Source organism: Acinetobacter sp. 226, from assembly GCF_048147925.1.
GTDB classification, from domain to species: domain Bacteria; phylum Pseudomonadota; class Gammaproteobacteria; order Pseudomonadales; family Moraxellaceae; genus Acinetobacter; species Acinetobacter pecorum.
Map to the genome: position 1 here is coordinate 28,874 of NZ_JAYWYX010000020.1, position 17,937 is coordinate 46,810.

General features: G+C 46.1%; 14 protein-coding genes. 6 read left to right on the forward strand and 8 right to left on the reverse strand.

Annotated features, from left to right (window positions below; genetic code table 11):
- Window positions 1–53 precede the first annotated feature (53 nt).
- From VXP95_RS10650 to cysM, 5 genes are all read right to left on the reverse strand, one after another.
- On the reverse strand, window positions 54–704 hold the full coding sequence (locus tag VXP95_RS10650) for a hypothetical protein (protein ID WP_416706151.1): 651 nt from the start codon (window positions 702–704) through the stop codon (window positions 54–56).
- Window positions 705–804: 100 nt separating this feature from the next.
- Window positions 805–3,114, reverse strand: coding sequence for a RelA/SpoT family protein (locus VXP95_RS10655; protein ID WP_064095207.1), 2,310 nt, complete (start codon window positions 3,112–3,114; stop codon window positions 805–807).
- 32 nt (window positions 3,115–3,146) lie between these two features.
- On the reverse strand, window positions 3,147–4,535 hold the full coding sequence (gene rlmD / locus VXP95_RS10660) for a 23S rRNA (uracil(1939)-C(5))-methyltransferase RlmD (RefSeq protein WP_416681903.1): 1,389 nt from the start codon (window positions 4,533–4,535) through the stop codon (window positions 3,147–3,149).
- Window positions 4,536–4,541: 6 nt separating this feature from the next.
- Window positions 4,542–5,360 (reverse strand): 3'-5' exonuclease, encoded by an 819-nt coding sequence (locus VXP95_RS10665; RefSeq protein WP_144725082.1) that lies wholly within the window; start codon window positions 5,358–5,360, stop codon window positions 4,542–4,544.
- A gap of 16 nt (window positions 5,361–5,376) precedes the next feature.
- A complete protein-coding gene (gene cysM, locus VXP95_RS10670; protein ID WP_064101887.1) occupies window positions 5,377–6,297 on the reverse strand; it encodes a cysteine synthase CysM in 921 nt (306 codons plus the stop codon).
- 359 nt (window positions 6,298–6,656) lie between these two features.
- On the opposite strand from cysM, the gene VXP95_RS10675 reads away from it, so the two are divergent.
- The 5 genes from VXP95_RS10675 to rsfS all read left to right on the forward strand — a co-directional run bounded on the left by VXP95_RS10675 (window position 6,657) and on the right by rsfS (window position 12,582).
- Window positions 6,657–9,464, forward strand: a complete 2,808-nt coding sequence (locus tag VXP95_RS10675) for an ATP-binding protein (protein ID WP_416706152.1) — start codon at window positions 6,657–6,659, stop codon at window positions 9,462–9,464.
- A 106-nt stretch (window positions 9,465–9,570) separates the two neighbouring features.
- Window positions 9,571–10,359 (forward strand): crotonase/enoyl-CoA hydratase family protein, encoded by a 789-nt coding sequence (locus VXP95_RS10680; RefSeq protein WP_416706153.1) that lies wholly within the window; start codon window positions 9,571–9,573, stop codon window positions 10,357–10,359.
- Window positions 10,360–10,395: 36 nt separating this feature from the next.
- A complete protein-coding gene (locus VXP95_RS10685; RefSeq protein ID WP_064101884.1) occupies window positions 10,396–11,265 on the forward strand; it encodes an NAD(P)-dependent oxidoreductase in 870 nt (289 codons plus the stop codon).
- 39 nt (window positions 11,266–11,304) lie between these two features.
- Window positions 11,305–12,093: a hydroxypyruvate isomerase family protein gene (locus VXP95_RS10690; protein WP_064095214.1), complete on the forward strand. Its 789-nt coding sequence runs from the start codon at window positions 11,305–11,307 to the stop codon at window positions 12,091–12,093.
- 81 nt (window positions 12,094–12,174) lie between these two features.
- Window positions 12,175–12,582 (forward strand): ribosome silencing factor, encoded by a 408-nt coding sequence (gene rsfS / locus VXP95_RS10695; RefSeq protein ID WP_064095215.1) that lies wholly within the window; start codon window positions 12,175–12,177, stop codon window positions 12,580–12,582.
- A 260-nt stretch (window positions 12,583–12,842) separates the two neighbouring features.
- Here the strand turns inward: rsfS and VXP95_RS10700 are convergent, their stop codons facing one another.
- The 3 genes from VXP95_RS10700 to VXP95_RS10710 are packed head-to-tail and all read right to left on the reverse strand — an operon-like array spanning window position 12,843 to window position 15,754.
- Window positions 12,843–14,288 (reverse strand): NAD(P)(+) transhydrogenase (Re/Si-specific) subunit beta, encoded by a 1,446-nt coding sequence (locus VXP95_RS10700; protein WP_416706155.1) that lies wholly within the window; start codon window positions 14,286–14,288, stop codon window positions 12,843–12,845.
- A 3-nt stretch (window positions 14,289–14,291) separates the two neighbouring features.
- Window positions 14,292–14,615, reverse strand: coding sequence for a proton-translocating transhydrogenase family protein (locus VXP95_RS10705; protein ID WP_004281642.1), 324 nt, complete (start codon window positions 14,613–14,615; stop codon window positions 14,292–14,294).
- Between the two features lie 11 nt (window positions 14,616–14,626).
- Entirely contained in the window at window positions 14,627–15,754 is a 1,128-nt protein-coding gene (locus VXP95_RS10710; RefSeq protein ID WP_416681896.1) for a Re/Si-specific NAD(P)(+) transhydrogenase subunit alpha, read from the reverse strand.
- A gap of 984 nt (window positions 15,755–16,738) precedes the next feature.
- Between VXP95_RS10710 and VXP95_RS10715 the strand changes: the two genes are divergently transcribed.
- A complete protein-coding gene (locus tag VXP95_RS10715) occupies window positions 16,739–17,926 on the forward strand; it encodes an MFS transporter (RefSeq protein WP_416712009.1) in 1,188 nt (395 codons plus the stop codon).
- Window positions 17,927–17,937: the final 11 nt, after the last annotated feature.

A 17,937-nucleotide genomic window follows, 5' to 3' on the forward strand; every position in this document is an offset into this window, starting at 1 on the left:
CTATTTGCATGTTCATCGTTCAGCCCGTCTTATGATGGGCTGAATTATTTCTGCTATTTGAACATACTGGCCGTGGGAAGAATCGCAATGACGGGATGAATTTTCTCAATATCAGTTTTTTGGAAAATCACCTGTCGGTGTTCATCCAGACTTTGAAATTCATAATAATCCTGAGCATCACTGACCAGTTGCAAAACAAGTTGCAAGCCATTGAGCAGATACACACAAAGAATATCCGATCCGGACACCTCTACCTGTTTGTCACAGATCAGCCACCAGCCCGGTTTTAAGCTGGGGACATAATACGGTCCTGCTACCTGAATCGCGTAATGCTGTACTTGCAGATGAAAAATATCCAGATTGAATGAGAGCGCTGAATCTATAGGAATAAGTGCGAATGCCTGCTGTTGCACCACCTGCATCTGAAATAGTCTGCCGTGCTCTGAAAGTGGAGATAACTCTACTTTGGGTTCAGCTGACTGGTCCAGGATTAAAGCATTGAGACCCAGTTGTTGCTCCAACTCTCTTGCTGCTTTCTCGCCGATCTGGCGTTTGCTATTCAGTAATTGTGCGATATATGACGCAGACAAGCCGAAATGCTCACAGATCTCTTTGCCAGTTTTAAATTGCTGCGTCTCGATCAACAGATCAATGACCTTGGCCAAGTTATTCCGTCTACGTTCAAATATTTCAGTCACACTCATCTCGGTCTGCTGGTCTATTTTTTATGCATATGATTTAGTTAGATTACAATAAAAAAGCCCGCAATTGAATTGCAGGCTTTTTAAACTTACATAATGGAAATTAAGTACCTTGCACCAGACGACGTGCACTGATAATTCCCGGTTGTTGTTCAAGACGGGCCAAAAGTTTGGAAAGTTGTGCCAGACCTTTGACTTCAATCAACAGCTTCATATTGGCAATACCGTCCGCCTCCGAAATGGTATTGACCTGACGGATGTTGATCTGATCCGAGAAAATGACTTGGGTCAGATCCTTCAGCAAGCCGCGTCGATCATAAGCTTCCACCACAATCTGTACGCTCTGACCACGGGTTGGCTGCATTTCCCAGTCTGCTTCTACCGCACGTTCAGGCTCTTGAGAAATCATACGCACATAGTCCGGACAAGCGACCTTATGGATGCTAACCCCCCGATTCAAAGTGATATAGCCGGCAATCGATTCGCCATGCACGGGTTGGCAACATTGGGCAATATGCAATTCCACGTTATCCAGACCATCAATCAGAATACCGTGCGCTGACAGCGTATGACTGGCACGCGGGTTCAGGGCAGGTTTCAGCACCAGCTCAGGCTCATCCTGATCCAGATGCATGTGACGGTTCACCTGATTAATCAGGGCATGCAGGCTGATATCACCATTGACCAGATTGACCAGAATGTCATCGCCAGTTTTGACATTGAAGTGACTACAATAATCATTCAGATCAATCGATTTCGGGTGAATTGCCAGACGTGATAGTTCCTTGTTCAGTACTTCACGGCCAACTTCCAGATTCTTGCTGCGATCTTGCTGGCGGAACCAGTGGCGCAGCTTGTCCCGCGCACGGGCAGTTTTGATATAACCCAGCGAATTAACCAGCCAGTCTCGGTTCGGTTCCCGGTCTTTTTTGGTCAGAATCTCGACCTGTTCACCAGTTTTCAAAGTATAGGTCAGCGGCACATAGCGCTGATTTACCCGTGCGGCATAGCACTTGTTCCCGACTTCGGTATGCACATGATAAGCAAAGTCCAGCACCGTCGAATCACGCGGCAGCTCTTTGATATCACCATCACGGCTAAACACATAGATCTTTTCAAAACCTTCGAAATCTTGAATATGTTCAAAATTCTCTATTTCATCTTCAGATTCTTTATGTGCACTGCTTTCATTACGTTCTTGATAATGCTCAAGCACCGCACGCAAGGAATGCAGACGATGGTTAAAGGAGCGATCTGTGGTTTTTGCACCTTCTTTATAATTAAAGTGTGAACATACTCCAAGTTCAGCTTCCTCATGCATTGCATGGGTACGAATCTGCACTTCAAGTGACTTGTTCTCGGCAATGACCGCAGTATGCAGGGAGCGATAGCCATTGGCTTTCGGATTGGTAATATAGTCGTCAAACTGATGCGGAATGTGGCGCCAGATCTGATGCACAATACCTAAAGTGTGGTAACACTCCGGCACACTTTTCACCAGTACCCGTAAAGCACGAATATCATAGAGCTGGTCAAAGCTCAGGTTCTTGCTTTTCATTTTCCGATAAATCGAATAAATGTGCTTCACCCGGCCGTTAATTTCGGCTTCAATGCCATGCTCGGACAATTCATTGCGTAATTTTTCAATCACAAACTGAATATACTGTTCACGCTCGAGACGCTTTTCATTCAGTAAGGAAGCAATTTCTTTATAACGTTCCGGCGCAAGATAACGGAAAGCCAGATCTTCCAGCTCCCATTTTAGCTGGGCAATACCTAAACGGTGTGCCAGTGGCGAGTAAATGGTCAGAATTTCTCGGGCAACCCGTTCCTGACGCTCACGCGAGGAATTGGCCAGTTCACGCAAGGCATAGGTACGTTCGGCCAGCTTGACCAGAACGACACGCACATCTTCGGTGACAGAGATCAGCATTTTGTAAATGCCAGACAGATGCTCGCGCTGGTTATTGTTAAAATGATCTTCCAGACGCTTATTTTTTTCGATCAGCTCGGACAGCTTACCCATGGCAAGCGTACCTTTGACCAGACTATGCACCTGTTCGCCGAACTTTTCCAGTACTTCACCGAGTGGCATGACGCCTTCACGAACAGCACGATACAGCATGGCTGCGGACAAAGTATCTTCATCTACATGCAGATGAGCTAGAATATCCGCCATCTCAATACCGGTATAAAAGGTATTGGAGCGGTGCTGGACCGTACTTTGCAGCTCTCTTTCTAATGTTAAGTGGGCGACTTCTTCGAGCTGCGTTAAAGGTGCGCCATCTAATATGCCACGAACCCGATCCAACCATTCAGTCAGATCCTGGTGTGCTTGTTCGGCATGTTCTACAGTCGTCTCCTGCGACAACTCATTAAGTCGTCCAGGGAGTTGCTCACGTACTGTGACCATACCCTTCTCCTACTTTTAAAAACATCATTTCTTTAATCGTTTATTTGATTTTCTTTTTCGAACAATGCGATTGATTCCACATGTCCAGTATGTGTAAACATATCCATCACTCCCGCCTGGGTGAGACGATAGCCCTGTTGTGCCAATAGTCCTGCATCTCTGGCCAGAGTCGCAGGATTACATGACACATAAACGATTCTTTTTGCTCCAAACTTAGGAATATAGTGCATTACTTCTTCTGCGCCGGCACGTGGCGGGTCGATTAATAATGCATCAAAACCTTGATTTGCCCAAGCATGGTGCGAAAAATCTTTGGTTAAATCTTGTGAATAGAACGATATTTGTGCAATACCATTGTTTTTGGCATTTTCTGCACCACGTCGAACCATTTCCTCACTTCCCTCTACTGCAATCACTTGACCCGATGCACCAACACAGCGCGCAAGCGGCAACGAAAAGTTTCCTAATCCACAGAACAGATCTAAAACCCGCTCTCCCTGTTGCAGTTGTAGCAAATCACATGCCAATCGCACCATTTGCGGATTGATACTTGAGTTCACCTGAGTAAAGTCCAGTGGATTAAAACCGAATTTTACATCAAAGTCATCAAGACCATAGTGTAAGCGTGCAGCGTCCTCTGGCTGATCTATACGCAACAGCCCATCTTTAGCGGCAGGCTGAACATACAGTTGCCAACCTTTCTGTAACGTAAATTCTCGCAATTGGTTGACATCTTCTGCAGATAATTTTGCAGTTTCGCGCACCAGCAGTGCGATCTCTTGATCTCCCATCGCCAATTCTATATGACCGATGTCCGCCTTACCGTTAAGACCTTGCAGTAATTGTTTAAGACGCGTAACCGAACCAAACTCGCGATCCAGAATCATGCAGCGATCAATTGGGATCAGTTTGTTGGACTGGTTCTCACGAAAGCCCACCACCAGCTGTTTTTTGGAAGGCAGATAACGCACACCGATTCGGGCCTTGCGGCGATAATCTTCACGTTGTGAACGTAAGGGGGGCAACCATTGCTCAGGCTGGATTCCAGCAAAATGCTGTAAATGTGACTTTAAGACATTCTGTTTCAACTCAATCTGGGCATCTGGCGCGATATGCTGCATATTGCAGCCGCCACAAGACCCAAAATGCGGGCAGATGGGTTCAACGCGAATTTCAGAAGCATCGCCCAGCAATTCAAGGCTGTCAGCTTCTTCAAGTTTTTTGACTTCACGGGTAATGCGGGCACGCACGGTTTCACCTGGCAAGGCATAGCGTATAAAGACTTTCTTGCCATGTTTTTCCAGCGGATGATCCGGATGCGAACCATAGTGAGCAATGCCACGTCCTTCATGTGAAAGTGCTTCAACCTGAAAAATGTACTCGGGTTGCTGGGTAGGACGTGCTTGTGCTCGATATTTCATGAAAACCTAGGGTGTGGAGATGGGGAAATCAAATTGGGTAAATTCAGTGCGTTGTGAAGTTTCACGCCAGACTGATAAAAACTCTGCATGTTGCGGCTGGGTGTGCAAATACTGGATGGTACTTTGGACCAGATGCTGATAATCAGGCAGCAACAGCTGTCCCTTTAGTAACAGCCAGCGGATATACACCAGCCAGGTATTCAGAACGTCCCCTTCACAATAAGAGGTCAGTTCGGTCCATTGCTGATTGCGGACATATTCGGGTATACGGTAAACGCCGTCACCGCGTTTGCCTGGATAACCCAGCAAATGTGCCACATCATCCAGCTTCTGGAAATGACGGGCATGAAACATGGCCATCACATCCATCAAATCAACATGACGATGATGGTAACGATTCTGGTAGTTATTATAACGCTTTTGCGTATCAATTTCGCCCTGATCGAACAGACTCGGTGCAGAGAGCCCATGATACATGGCACGGTATAAAATTACTGGTAAATCAAACTGTGAGCCATTCCAACTCACTAGAGTTGGATGGCGCTTGTCAAAAATTGACAAGAATTTTTTCAAAATTTCTGCTTCAGAATGCTGTTCCCGGCTAAACGAAAACAGCTTCATGCCCTGCTCATCGATCCATAAACCGGAAATACAGACAATTTCATGCAGCGGCAAACGCTGAAAATCCGAACCTGAATCCTGACGGCGTAATTTGGTCAGCGCCTGATCCAGATCTGCCTCAGGCAAGTCCAGACCAAACAGATGCGCCCCTGATTTGAGATCGGTTTGGGTTTCAATATCGAAAGTTAAAACAGGCAAGCGCATATATAGGTCTCAGAAATTATTCAGTATCTTCTACAGAGAATAACCCTGTAGACAAGTAACGGTCACCGCGGTCACACACAATGCATACAATCACTGCATCCGGGTGTTGTTCAGCAATTCTGAGAGATGCCCATACTGCCCCTCCAGAAGATACGCCTGCACTGATTCCTTCCAGACGTGCCAGTTGACGTGCAGTTTTCTCTGCTTCAATCTGCGGAATATCCATGATCTCATCAACACGGCTGGCATCAAAAATCGTAGGCAGATACTCTTTCGGCCAACGGCGGATACCCGGAATATTTGAACCTTCTGAAGGTTGTAAACCGACAATTTGCACATTCGGGTTTTGTTCTTTGAGGTATTTAGAAATACCCATAATGGTACCTGTCGTGCCCATCGAACTCACAAAGTGCGTAATCTTGCCACCGGTTTGCTCCCAAATTTCAGGACCCGTAGTCAAATAGTGTGCTTCCAGATTATCCGGGTTACCAAACTGGTTCAGCACCAGACCGATGCCGTCTTTTCCCATTTGCTGTGCCAAATCACGGGCATGTTCCATACTTTCAGATTCAATCAGCTCTGCACCATAGGCACGCATGGCATCTTTACGTTCCTGGCTTGAGCTTGCAGGCATAATGAGCTTCATTTTATAGCCACGCATTGCAGCCACCATGGCCAATGCAATCCCTGTATTCCCACTCGTTGCCTCAATCAGGGTATCACCCGGTTTGATCTGACCGCGTTTTTCCGCCTGCATGATCATATTATAGGCCGGGCGGTCTTTCACCGAACCTGCCGGATTATTGCCTTCGAGTTTCGCGAGTACTGTAGCTTGAGTGTGACTTGCCAGACGCTGCAAACGCACCAGTGGCGTTTTGCCTACATAATGGTCCAACAAAAATTCATCTGCTTGAAAATCAGGGGTGGTATTACTCATTATTTGCACCTATATCGAGGTGCGGCTATTGTATGAAAAAATGCTTTTCCCTGCACTCATTTAGCAGGGCTTTTTCAGAAAACTCGCCAAAACTCGTCAAGTATCAAGTCATCCACGACATTTCCCTGTGATCTGCTCAGATGAAGCGGTCAGCTTATATGATAAAAGTACTATTCCGCCCTGCACTATTCACCCTGAAAGTTCCGGGTTCTTGCCCTAGGCCTGCTTGAGCAAAACTGACTCAAATCTTTTATATTTTTAGCCTCTAATCCGAACATTTATAAAAATAGTGCTTAAATTTTAACTGTAGATTTAAAGCATGTTAATATGCCAGGCATAAAGAAAATACTGCTTAAATCATGTCAACTATCAACAAAAAGCTGTTTAAACGCTTACACTTAAATCATGCCTATGGACAGCTGATTGCGCTGATTTTTGTGCCGATTACCATTTTGGCCTGTGTTGGCGCCATGCTGGTGTTGACTGAAACTTCAAATGCTGCACGTGCGCAGCAGAAGCAGATGGCCATCGCGATTCTGACCCGCTTCCAAGGGACTGCAGAATATGCACTGGATATCTTGAATCTGTATCCATGGCAATATGACCAGGCTCACAATGCCATGCAGAACATGCTGAATGAAAAGCATCTGTTACGGGCAGCGGTTCTGGACGAAAATGGCAAAAAACGTTTAGGGATCGGCTTTCAGGAAAAGGCTGCCTGGCCCGATTTTGAGAAAAGCGGCAATTTTGTCGGTCCGATCCTGTATCAGAACAATCATGTCTATGCCCTTAAAATAAATGAAAACACTTTTTCTCCCGGCTGGCTGGCGATTGAACTGGATAATCAGCCTCTGGAAATTGCCCGTTATCGGGTAATGATTGTCTTGATTGCAACCGGATTACTGACCTTATTATTATTGCTTCTCTGTCTGAATTTTTATTCACGGCGCTGGATTGCGCCAATGTATGAAATTCGCATGCAGTTGCAACGCCTGAATGCCGATACCCTCGGCCAGCATATGGTGATTAATAGCACCGGAGAGTTGCGTTTATTGCAACGTGATATTGCCAATGTGGTGAAACGTCTGCATTTTAGCTTTCTGGAATTGCGTGAACATACCGAGCAGACCGAAGATGATTTGCGCCGCACCCTTGATACTTTAGAAGTCCAGAATATTACCTATCGTCAGGCACGTGACCAGGCGATCTCGGCCAACCAGGCCAAGTCTGTGTTTCTGGCCAATATCTCCCATGAACTGCGTACTCCACTGAACAGTATTGATGGTTTTATTCATCTGTTATTACGTCAGGGCAATCTCAGCAACGAGCAAAGCCTGTATTTGCAGACCATCCGTAAATCTTCTGCGCATTTACTGGCACTGATTAATGATGTCCTGGATTTTTCCAAAATTGACGCCGGCAAACTGGAACTGGAAACGGCACCTTTTGACCTGGAAGAAGCGATCTTTGATGTGATGGACATGTTGTCGCCTCTGGCAGCACAAAAACATATTGATATGGCTTTTTATTATGCTGACGGCGTGCCAAAACACATCATTGGTGATGCGCTGCGGTTTAAGCAGATTCTGACCAACCTGATTTCCAATGCGATCAAATTCACCCCGGATGGAGAAATCATTGTCCGGGCTCGCATGGAACATGATGGCAAGGATCAGTGTTTGCTGCATTTCAGTGTGCAGGACAGCGGTATTGGCCTGAGTGGTACAGACCGTAAAAAACTGTTTGAATCCTTCTCTCAGGGCGATACCTCGGTGACCCGCCAGTTTGGCGGTACCGGTCTCGGGCTGGCAATTTCCAAACAGCTGGTGAACCTGATGCATGGCCAGATCGGGTTTGAAGACAATCAGGAACGTGCCCCGACTGAAAAAGGCTCGACGTTCTGGTTTACTGCCCAGTTCCTGGTTGATGAAAATAACGTGATTGAGCATCCAAATTTCAGCGAATTGACTGTCATTTCTTATCTTGCACATCCGGCAACTGCGAACGTGCTACGGCAGTATCTCGAGAATTATCAGGTCAAACACATTGAATGCGCATCAATTCTGGATCTGTTCAGCCGTCTGAACCATTTGCAGGATAGCGAAAATACTTGGCTGATTGTCGATCATAGTGGTGACAGTGAAGTTCTGTTACGTGAAATCCGTTCACGTTATCAGGGACATCTGGCGGTATATGGTTATCAGATGCAGCTGGATCCGAGCATGCTTAATAACTATCGTGCCCGTGCCCTGCATCAGCCTCTCAGCCGCAGCGCGCTGATTCAGCTGCTCGGTAATCAGCCGATCTTTGATCAGGAACAGCATGAAGAATTTAATGGCCAAGGTCTGCATATTCTGGCCGTGGATGATCATTTGCCCAACCTGATTGTTCTGGAAGCCTTGCTGGGCGAACTGAATGTCACTACGACCAAAGCGCTTAGCGGACAGGAAGCGATTGATATTATCCAGCGCCGTTATGAGCAGAAACAGCCAGCTTTTGATCTGGTCTTTATGGATATCCAGATGCCGGTGATGTCGGGAATTGATACCACCCGTGCCATTCGCTCGCTGGAATCGACCTTTGAAAATCATAACCGCCTGCCGATTATTGCTTTGACGGCGCATGCGCTTTCTGATGAAAAACATAAACTGCTGCAAAATGGCATGGATGACTATGTTACCAAGCCGATCCAGATCGAGCAGATTATCCAAATTTTGACACACTGGACCACCGAGCATTTTAAACGCATTCCGGTACTGGAACGTGCCAATGTGATTGATGCCTTGGATCCGAATATTCTGGACTGGCAGCAAAGCCTGCAACTGGCAGCCAATAAGGAAGACCTGGCGGTAGACCTGTTACGCATGCTGGTGGACAGCTTTGCGGATGAACTTGATGAAATGCAGCAACTGATTGAATTGGAAGATTTTCCGCAACTTGAACATGTGCTGCATCGTCTTTATGGCGCGACCCGCTATGTCGGAGCACCGACTTTGCAGAAGGTTACGGGTGGTTTTGAGCAGTTCGTTTCGACCCTGCGCAAAGAACGCCGTAAGGCCGATGAAAGTTTTGTGCAAGATGTACTGAAATATTTTGATGAACTTAAAGCTGTGGTTGAGCAGGTCGAACAGGCTGCCCAACAAATTTTAAGACAACATTTAAATTAAATATCTGAAGCTGCTCAGCTCATGATTTGAGAAGTGTGACTGAGCTGTCATGCAAGCCCAAAGGCTGCATGCTATGCTCAAGCCAGGAAAAATAAGGAAGAATGCCATGTCACTTGTACGCTTGGAAAAAAATAACGGCATTGCCACGGTTACATTGAATCGCCCAGATAAACGCAATGCCATGAGCTTTGCCCTGCTGCGCGAACTGGTCGCGACTGCACAGAAAATCAAAAAAGATAAAAGTATCCGTTGTGTGATTTTAAACGGTGAAGCCCAGGTCTTTAGTGCCGGTATTGATCTGGCCGATTTAAATAATCCTAAAAATCGTGCTTATGCCGCATGGGAACTGATCCGCCCCGGTCAAAGCCTGTTTCAAAAAGCATTTCTGGTCTGGCAGGAATTGCCAGTTCCGGTGATCGCTTCGATGGAGGGCTTCTGTTTTGGTGCCGGCATGCAGCTTGCTCTGGCCGCAGACATACGTATTGCTCATCCTGACACCAAAATGTCGATTATGGAAACCCGTTGGGGACTGGTGCCAGACATGGGACTCAGCCGTTCACTGAAAGGCCTGATTGGGATTGATCTGGCAAAAGAGCTCACTTTGACTGCCCGGATTTTTGAGGGCAAATATGCCAAAGAAATCGGTCTGATCACCCATGTCGATCAACAGCCATTGGCGAGAGCACAGGCTTTGGCTGAGGAAATGCTGCAGCGTTCTCCAGATGCGCTGATGGCCTCTAAATTTGTACTGGATGCCATGCAGCATCGTCCGAATAAATCCCTGCGTATGGAAAAAATCTGGCAGTTGAAATTATTACTGGGTAAAAACAGTCAATTGGCCCGTAAAAAAGACAAGAACCCAGAGGTTCAATTTGTGCCACGCCAATACAAATAAGTCGAGTCTGAGTCAAAGCAAGGAATAAAGGAAAGTATGCAGTTGAATCTTGATACTAAAATTGCCTTCTTAGGGATGGGATTAATGGGCACTCGCATGGCTATGCGTCTGCTTCAGGCAGGTTTTCAGGTGGCGGTCTGGAACCGTACACCTGCGGCCTGTAATCCCTTGCTGGATCAGGGTGCGACTGCGCTGTCTCTAGACCAGATTTCCAATTATCCGGTGATTCTTACCTGCCTGGCAGATGATCAGGCGATGCAATCTGTCTTTGAGCAAATTGAGCCATATTTGGTCGCTGATCAAGTCATTGTAGATTTCTCCAGCCTTTCGGTACAGCAAACTCAAGCACTTGCCGCAGAAGCACAGGCCAAAAAAGTAACCTGGATTGATTCTCCAGTGTCAGGGGGTACCGCCGGGGCCGAACAAGGCAGTCTGGTGATTTTTGCTGGTGGTGATGCCGCTACAATTAGATCACTTGACCCGATTTATAAAGCACTTTCCCAGCGTGTCACCCGTATGGGGGATACGGGCACCGGTCAGGCAACCAAAATCTGTAATCAGCTGATTGTCGCGGCCAATAGTACCCTGATTGCAGAAGCCGTAGCCTTGGCTGGCCTTGCCGGGGTAGATACACGCTTACTGGCGCCAGCGTTGGCAGGTGGTTTTGCCGACTCCAAGCCTTTCCAGATTCTGGCGCCGCGTATGGCCACGCAGACTTTTGTACCAGTGCAATGGAAAGTCCAGACCTTGTCCAAGGATCTGAATAATGCCGTACAACTGGCCCAAAGCTTTGAGCTGGATGTTCCAGTCGCAACTCAGGCACTTTCACAGTTACAGGCCCATCAGGCTCAAGGCTTTGCCGAAGCAGATCTAGCCACTGTAATCCAGCAACTAAAACATTCATAACGCTTGATTTATGCAGCCTCGAATATTGAAGAGAAAGACATGATTAAACTTGCCGTCAACCTGTCGATGATTTTTACTGAAGTGCCACTCATCGAACGCTTCGCGCTGGCTCGTGCGCAGGGTTTTAATCATGTGGAAATCCAGTTTCCTTATGAACTCAGTATTGGCCAGATTCAAAACCAGCTCAGCACCCATCAGCTGAACTTGTGCCTGATTAATGTACCGGCAGGTGATTTAATGCAGGGTGGTCATGGCCTAGCTGGCATTCCGGGACGGGAAATCGAGTTTCGTCATGCGGTTGAGCAGGCCATCCAGTATGCTACCGCACTGAATGTACCCCGGGTGAACATTCTGGCAGGAAAGCAGCCTGTGGATTGTGACCTGTTGCCCTGCTTAAGTACGCTAGCAAGTAATCTGAAAATGGCTTGCTCAATGCTGCTTGACCATCAAATTGAACCGGTCTTTGAAATGATCAATGGCATCGATATGCCACGCTTCTTGATTCAAAATGTTGCTCAGGCCCAGGAAATGCTCGAAGCAGTTCAACATCCGGCCTTAAAAATGCAGTATGACTGCTACCACATGGCGATGATGGGCGAAGATGTATTGGAAACTTTGCAAGAAAATATTGCGTCGATTGGCCATATCCAGTTTGCGGATTGTCCGGGACGACATCAACCCAATACGGCCTCAATTCAATATCATGATATATTTCAGTGGTTAAAACATAACCATTATCAAGGGTACGTGGCTGCCGAGTATAAACCCAGCGGACACTCCTGTGATTCCTTTGCCTGGAAAGACGAATTCTTTGCGGAGCATGACTGAGTAGAATGTGGTCTGATTTGAAATTTTGGACTAAAACCGCTATATTAGATCATGCATAATTGTTAGGAAATTACACCCCCCATGAATTTAGAACCATCGCCCAGCGCTTCTAATTCTCACGATCTTACTATGAATTCAAATTCTCAAGCTGTACAGGATTGTTTAAAAGTCGTACATGCTGCACTTGAAGATGTAAAAGCAAAAGAAATTGTTGAGCTTGATGTTCGCGGTATCAGTAATGTAGCTGATGCTATGGTCATTGCAAGTGGTACATCGACTCGTCATATCAAATCACTGGCCAATAATGTTGCTGAAGAAGCACGTAAAGCTGGCTTTCGCCCTCTAGGTATAGAAGGCGAACGTGATGCTGAATGGATCCTGCTCGACCTCGGTTATGTGGTTGTTCACTGCATGCTTCCAACAGCACGTAAATTCTATGACCTAGAAAGCTTATGGCGCAATCCTACAGATACTGATTCTGTAGCGTAAAAACCGAATATTCAAGAAAGCGACCTGTGTAGGTCGCTTTTTTATTGCCTGTTCATCCAACTTTATAAGCATTAATACAACTCAATCAGCTATTTTTCTTTAATTTTCATCTTGTCCTATGCACCGATTTGATTGGTATTTTAGGATCAATTCATCATAAACATAGAAGTTTGATGACCACAGAATAATGCTTTTTCAAGATATAAAAAAATCCCCCTTTATTAAAGGGGGACTCAGGGGGATTCTAATGATTTAAATGATTAGTGACCGGTACCATTAATCGCTTTGGTCATGTCTTCCACAACTTTCTTGGCATCACCGAAGATCATCATGGTTTTGTCATTATAGAACAAGTCATTGTCCAGACCTGCATAACCGGTTGCCATAGAGCGCTTGATCACCATGATGGTACGCGCCTTATGTGCTTCCAGAATTGGCATGCCATAAATTGGAGAACTTGGATCATCTTTCGCAGCAGGGTTAACCACGTCGTTTGCGCCAATGACAAGAACCACATCAGTTGCCGGAAAGTCCGAGTTGATCTCGTCCATTTCCAGGATGTCTTCATAAGGAACATCTGCTTCAGCAAGAAGTACGTTCATATGACCAGGCATACGGCCTGCAACTGGATGAATCGCGAAGCGAACCGTTACGCCCTGCTCTTTCAGCAAGTTTGCCAGTTCTTTTACCGCATTCTGTGCACGACCTTGTGCCATCCCATAACCCGGTACAATGACTACGCTGTCCGCATTCGACATCAGGAAGCCCGCATCATCTGCTGAACCTGAACGGTAATTACGCTGCACCTGTTCGCCAGCTGCTGCTGTCGGTGCGGCACCACCACCCATCGCACCACCAAACAGTACGTTAATGATGGAACGGTTCATTGCTTTACACATGATGTAAGACAGAATTGCACCTGAAGAACCGACCAGTGAACCGGCAACGATCAGCATGTTATTTTCTAAAGTGAAACCAATACCGGCTGCAGCCCAACCTGAGAAGGAGTTTAACAGTGAAACCACAACTGGCATATCGCCGCCGCCTACCGGGGCAATCCACACCCAGCCAAATGCCAGTGCAAGACCTGTCATCGCCCAGAAAGAAGTCATGCTACCCGTCAGGAAGAAATGAATCCCAAAGCCCAGCATCGCAACAAAAATCAGTGCCTGAACCGGTTTTACCCACGCGCCAGAAATAGTTTTTGCCCATTTCTTTGCAGCCAGCTTGCCATAAGCAAAGACGGATGCGGTAAAGGTAATTGCACCCACGAAACAGCCCACAAACAGTTCAAACAAGTGAACCTTGCTCATTGCATGGAATGCAACGCCATTCGCTGCCAACAGGTCTGGACCTAATTCAATCAGCTTGTTGTTATGGATAATCGCCGCTACTGCAATCAAGACTGCAGCCAGACCAACCAGTGAGTGCATAAGTGCCACAGTTTCAGGCATCTGCGTCATTGGAACGGTACGTGCACGTGCAATTCCCACCACCGCACCGGCTGCCATTGCAGCAAGAATCATCCAGACCACTGGATTGTCTGCAACAAAGAATGTGGTCACTACAGCGATCGCCATCGCGATCATACCGTAACGGTTACCTGCAATCGCAGTTTTAGGACCAGACAAACCACGTAGCGTTAAGATAAAAAGAACGGCGCCAATCAGGTAGAACCAATCCGCATAATCTCGAATAAATTCCATGTATTAACCCTCTTTTTTCTTTTGCTTAGGTTTGAACATTTCCAGCATACGTGCAGTTACAGCAAAGCCACCGAAAATATTAATGCTAGCCAGGAATACTGCAATCGCACCCAGTACGCTCACCACGTTAATAGTCTGAAAATCCACGCTACCTTCAACGCCGATTACAGGCAAACCAACAGTCTGGATCATCGCACCGACAATAATGATCGATGACAAGGCATTGGTGACCGCCATCAACGGCGTATGTAGTGCTGGTGTCACTCCCCAAACCACGTAGTAACCCACGAAGATGGCCAGGACGAAAATCGTAATTGTTTCAACCATGAGTCTGCTCCTTAACCACGTTTTAACAGCACTTGGCCGCCGTGAGTGACAAGTAGGGCTTTTTGAATTTCATCTTCCTGATTCAGGACAAAGTTCTTGTCTGCATCAAAAAGTGTTTCAACAAAGTTATAGACGTTACGTGCATAGAGCGCTGATGCTTCAGTCGATACCGTCGATGGAATATTTGGAACACCCAGAATCTTCACACCATTTTCAGTAACAACGGTTTCACCGCATTTCGAACCTTCAACGTTACCACCTGATTCCACCGCCATATCCAGGATCACTGAACCCGGTTTCATCTTGGCTACAGTTTCAGCTCGGATCAAACGCGGTGCATCACGACCTGGTAAAAGCGCAGTGGTAATCACGATGTCGGCATTCGATACCGCTTTATCAACAATTGCAGCCTGATCGCGGATGTATTCTTCACCCGGCATCCAGCCATAACCATTTTTGGCAGCATCTGCAGCTTTTTGCTGTTCTTCCGGTGACATAGGTACATCCAACCATTTACCGCCCAAAGACTCGACCTGATCCTTTGCAGTTGGACGCAGGTCTGTGGCTTCAACGATGGCACCTAAACGTTTTGCAGTGGCAATCGCTTGCAAACCTGCTACACCGACTCCCATGATCACCACACGGGCCGGTTTGACGGTCCCCGCAGCAGTCATCAGCATTGGGAACATACGCTGGTATTCAGCAGCAGCCAAAAGCACTGATTTATATCCAGCCAGGTTGGCTTGCGAAGACAATACGTCCATGTTTTGCGCACGTGACAGGGTCCGTGGCAACAACTCAAGAGCAAATGCAGTCACATTCTGCGCCGCGAACTGGTCAAGCTCGGTATTGCGGTATGGGTCAAACATCGCCACCACCGTGGTATTGGCAGACAGCTTCTGAATTTCTTCACCCTTGGGTGCACGAACTTTCAAAACCATCTGGCTACCGGTATAGGCATCATCCGTAATTTTGGCACCAACTTGCTCATAGGCACTGTCGATGTAGGCAGCTTTAACGCCGGCACCACGTTCGATCACCACACTATGACCAGCGCTGATCAATTTCTTTACTGTCTCAGGCGTCGCAGCGACGCGATTTTCACCGACGACAGTTTCGGCTGGAATTCCAATCTGCATGAGCGTCCCTCAAGCTAATTTTTCTTAAGTAAACATCGTGATTTACGATGTTTCCCCTCAGGATGTGTTTTTGTTGAATTTTTGGATTCTAATCAAACTGTTTGAAATTACTACCCACTATTTATTTAATAAATACCTATATTTTGAACTGATGATTCATAAAAAATTTCGCTGTGATAGCACATTTATTTCATTTGCTGGAGATTCATAGGTGATGAATTTATAAACGATATTCATTCCATTGGATAATCAACCCAGATTTAACTGGATGGTAGACAGACACATTTCTGATTTATTTTGTTACATTGATCATTCTGACAATTATCGTTGCATCTTTTGGTACAAGTACAGATTTTTGATTTATCTGCTGACTACTCATAGCAGGACCTGAGCTGAACCACTTTTTTAGTTTTGACTTTTCTGACAGATTTAATATTTAAGCAGAAACAATAATTTTTTAGATATTCAAAACATATTTTATAAAATGATAGTGTTTGTTGAGAAGATCTTTAGCTGACCAAATTGGGCTATGTTCTGGAAACAGATCTTTAAACACTTATAAGATTCAAGTCTCAAACCGTCAGATAAAGGGTCAAAAAAAACCTTAAGGACCATTTATTATATTAATGTATGGATCTGACTTACTCATTGAAAAATCAGGTTTTGCACCATATTTGCGCAATAAAATAGAGTAAATGTTCAACTATCTTGACCCTCATGCCCCTTTTTTACCCTTGTCTGCACCGAGGTGCGTCTTAATGAAGCAGCTCTCTTATTAAAAGCGAAAAAATTCCATAACTATTCACTTATATTTTCGAGGTGAGCTTGTTCCCCTTTACTTAATCTGCCTGAGCTCTGGCAATTTTTCATAATGACAATATTTCTTTACTTTTAAAGTAATAACTTCTGACCTATAGTGCCTTCAATTTCTACATTATTCTTTTTTCATTTAAATTCTTCCAGCTTAAATACAAGGTTAACCCTATGAACATGCCTCTCGATATCAGTCAAAACAAGCCCTTATTATGGCTGATGGCGATTGCATGCGGTTTATGTGCCGGCGCTAACTATTATTCCCAACCCCTGATTTCATCGATTCAGCAGTATTATCAGGTACCTGAATCACAAGTGGCACTCACTGTGACCTTTGCTCAAATTTCTTATGCCTTGGGGTTACTGTTTATTGTTCCTTTGGGCGACATGTTAAATAAAACCAAACTGATCCCCTTTCTCATGCTGGGGGCGGCGGTAGGTTTATTTATCTGTGCCAGTGCAGTGAATCTGCCGATGCTCTGGATCGGCACCATCATTGCAGGGCTGTTTTCTGTCGCGGCGCAGATTCTAATCCCCTTGGCTACAATGGCGGTCAAACCGGAAAAAACTGGAGAAGTGGTCGGCTTTCTGATGAGTGGCTTGCTGGTCGGTATTCTGCTCTCGACCAGTATTGCCGGGTTACTTTCCGACCTGTTTCACTGGAAAACGATTTATATCCTCAGTGGTATAACTATGCTGGCCTTAAGCTTTTACCTAAAAGGAAAGTTACCGAGCTTGCCACGTCTGAGAATCAGCTATGCCGCAATTTTTAAATCCATGGCAGCATTACTCAAGCAGGAACCGCGTCTGGTTTTGCGTTCACTGACAGGTGCCTGTGCATTTGCTGCCATGAGTATGCTGTTCTCGACCATCGCCCTGCTATTGACCCAGGAACCTTTTCAGCTTTCTGATGTTATGGTCGGACTGGTCACACTGGTGGGTGTATTTGGCGCGCTTTCCACGCAGTTCATTGGTAAATGGGCCGATCGTGGCCATATCAAAATACTTAGCTGGACCGGCTGCTTTATCCTGATTGGAAGCTGGATCTTCCTGTATTTTGGTGCAGTGTCCTTGCTGAGTTATATCTTGGGTTACGGGCTGATAAATCTGGGACTTGCAATTACGCATAGTTGTAACCAGAACGTGATTTTTCGCCTGCGCCCAGATGCCAAGTCACGGGTGAACTCACTCTACATGACCTTGTATTTTATTGGAGGTGCTTGTGGCTCGGCCTTAGGCGTATATGCCTGGCATCATGGTGGATGGAGCATGACCTGTATGGCAGGGCTCGGGCTGGCTCTATGTGCTGCCTTATTCACTCTGTTGGATCAATGGCATCATGCACGGAAGTTGGCATGATGCTTAATCCT